Annotated in this window: 4 protein-coding genes; 2 read left to right on the top strand and 2 right to left on the bottom strand. The window is 60.3% G+C overall.

What is annotated here, in order from left to right:
• Window positions 1-482: iron-sulfur cluster assembly scaffold protein (locus tag ACRXB1_RS34460; RefSeq protein WP_449494587.1), on the bottom strand; the 482-nt coding region annotated here is incomplete at its 3' end.
• A gap of 187 nt (window positions 483-669) precedes the next feature.
• On the opposite strand from ACRXB1_RS34460, the gene ACRXB1_RS34455 reads away from it, so the two are divergent.
• Together ACRXB1_RS34455 and ACRXB1_RS34450 are read left to right on the top strand one after the other, a co-directional pair.
• Window positions 670-1626 carry a DMT family transporter gene (locus tag ACRXB1_RS34455; RefSeq protein ID WP_075360120.1) on the top strand — a complete coding sequence of 319 codons (957 nt, stop codon included), beginning with the start codon at window positions 670-672 and terminating at the stop codon, window positions 1624-1626.
• Window positions 1627-1660: 34 nt separating this feature from the next.
• Window positions 1661-1852, top strand: coding sequence for a hypothetical protein (locus tag ACRXB1_RS34450; protein WP_075360121.1), 192 nt, complete (start codon window positions 1661-1663; stop codon window positions 1850-1852).
• Here ACRXB1_RS34450 and ACRXB1_RS34445 read toward each other — a convergent pair.
• A partial coding sequence (locus ACRXB1_RS34445) for a TolC family protein (protein WP_449494586.1) occupies window positions 1853-2517 on the bottom strand: 665 nt, incomplete at its 5' end.

Here is a 2517-nt window from a genome sequence, read left to right as displayed (position 1 = left end):
TGACGTTGCTTGTAGTCTGCAACGGCGGCCTTGATTGCGTCTTCGGCGAGAATCGAACAGTGAATCTTGACCGGCGGTAAAGCCAGTTCTTCAGCAATATGGGTGTTCTTGATCGTCAGCGCCTGGTTGCTCTGGCGCAGGCACGCGGCAGCCGCGAGCAGCACCGCGACAATTGCGAGCGTGTACCCGGCGATAGTGATCGTGAGACCGCGGCGAATCGTGAAGTTATTGAACATGGCGATGAACGCGCCGCGCGCGTGGTTCCTCAGGTATCGTTTAGTTTTATTGAATAAACGGAAAGCGCTGACTGCACACGCAATGCGCCCCGTAGCGCGATTCTTGCGGAATGTGCGTATTGGCGACATCGGGAAATGTGCGCCTTCAGATTTGGCACGTCCGTGCCGATAACCGGTGATGCCCAGCGCAGCGATCACGCAAAATAATGAAGACAGCGTGAATGACACCGCAAGAACCGATAGCAATTTTTCTCACATACCGGTGAGAATTGCTCGTTTGAAGCCCTTCAATCCCGCGTCTACGATGGCAGCATGAATCGCAGGTCCGGCGAGCAGTGACATTTCGCTTCAGGATGAAACGTCATGAGTTCGAGCATCGATATGATGGCTTCGCCTTCCGGCCCAACTACGCGACGCCCCTCGCCAAAATCTGATGAACCCGACCAACATCGTTCAATTGCTTGTTCTCGCCGCCCTTTGGGGTGGATCGTTCCTGTTCATTCGCGTGGGTGTGACCGACTTCGGCGTTGCGCCACTGATGGCGTTGCGTGTGGGTATCGGCGCGCTGTTCCTGCTGGTGCTGCTCTTCACGCGCCGGCCAGCCCGCGAGGCGGTGAACACCATGCGCAAGCACGCCGGGTCGTTGCTCGTGGTGGGCATCCTCAACTCCGCCGCGCCGTTTTGCCTGTTTGCGTTTGCGGAACTCACGCTGTCGGCGGGAGTGACGTCGGTTATCAATGCGACCACGCCGCTGTGGGGCGCCATTGTTGCATTCCTGTGGTTGAAGGACCGCCTGAGCACGCTGCGCGTCGCCGGCCTCGCGATAGGTTTTGCCGGCGTCCTCGTGCTCGTCTGGAATCAGATCGCGGCGCCGCAAGAAGCGGGTATGTCGCCGGCAACGACCGCGCTTGCCGCGTTGGCTGCGTTGGGGGCGACGCTGCTTTACGGGATTGCGGCGAGCTACACGAAACGGCGCCTTACTGGCGTCGATTCGCTGACGGTCGCGGCCGGGACCATGACGGGCGCGACTATCGTGTTGCTTCCGTTCGCGATCTTCTGGTGGCCCGTTGCGCCGGTTTCAACGGTTGCGTGGGGATCGGTGATTGCGCTCGGCGTTGCGTGCACGGGCGTCGCTTATATGCTGTTTTTCCACCTGATCGCGGTCGTCGGTCCGGCGCGCGCGATCACCGTGACCTTCGTGATTCCGGTCTTCGGCATCCTCTGGGGTGCGATGTTTCTTGGCGAGCAGGTCTCGGCGGGAATGGTGGGCGCATGCGTGATCATCCTGATCGGCACGGCGCTGGCCACGGGCGTGGTGAAGAAGCTGCCGTTCGCTCGCGCATCGATTGCGAAAGCAGCGGACGTCATCACGTTGCGTGATAAAACCTGAGGCCGTATTCACACTCTTCCGAAGAGGTGATGTCATGAATCCGATCTGGTATGAGATCCCGTCAGTGGTCGTTGTCCTCGTGTTCGTTGGCATCGTGTTGATACGGGCGTTCACCGCGCCTGTGTCACAGGACGACGATCGTATCGATATCTTCATGCGCCGTCAGTTGCCCGGCGGCGCGTCGGCGGCAGATGCGCGACCAACGGAAAAATCGCAGCCCCGTTGATCAGCCGTTGAGCTGCCAGCCAAGCCCAAGGCTCTTCTGCAGCGATACAAAATCCTTCAGCAATTCAGCCTGCCCCGCGACAACGTTCTGCTGGGCGCTGAACTGGGTGCGCTGTGTATCGAGCAGATCGATAAGGCTCGATGCCCCTGCACGATACCGCTGCCGCGTCAGCGTGGCCGACCGGTCCGCCGATGCCTGCACCTTCTGCAACGTGACGAGATGCTCACGCTGATGCCCGTAACGTGACAACGATGTATTCGCGTCCTGCAGGGCGCCGAGCACGGCTTTGGTGTACTTGGCATCGGCTTCATCGCGCGATGCCTGCGCGCTGTGAACGCTCGACAGCGTGCGTCCGAAGTCGAGAATATTCCATTGCAGATACGGCACGCCGAGCCAGCTAAAGTTGCTCTTGCGCACCAGATGTCCTGGATCGGCGGCGCTGAAACCTATGTCTCCGAGCAAGGTTACCTTCGGGAAAAAGTTGGCGGTCTGCTCGCCGATCTGCGCATTGTTCGATGCCAGCCTGCGTTCGGCAGCGCGTACGTCGGGCCGCTGTTGCAGCATCGATCCCGGATCGCCGACCTGAACCGATGCGGGCAGCGCCGGCATATCGCGTAAGGCCGACAATGCGCTATCCAGTGCGCCGGGCGCCTGGCCCGTCAGCA

It is taken from the genome of Caballeronia sp. M23-90 (assembly GCF_053574605.1).
This window is presented reverse-complemented; position numbering and strand designations above follow the sequence as displayed.

What these genes read in the sequence shown, in the direction of transcription:
- ACRXB1_RS34455 (WP_075360120.1), top strand. Translation starts at nt 670, where the DNA reads ATGAACCCGACCAACATCGTTCAATTGCTTGTTCTCGCCGCCCTTTGG.
- ACRXB1_RS34450 (WP_075360121.1), top strand. Translation starts at nt 1,661, where the DNA reads ATGAATCCGATCTGGTATGAGATCCCGTCAGTGGTCGTTGTCCTCGTG.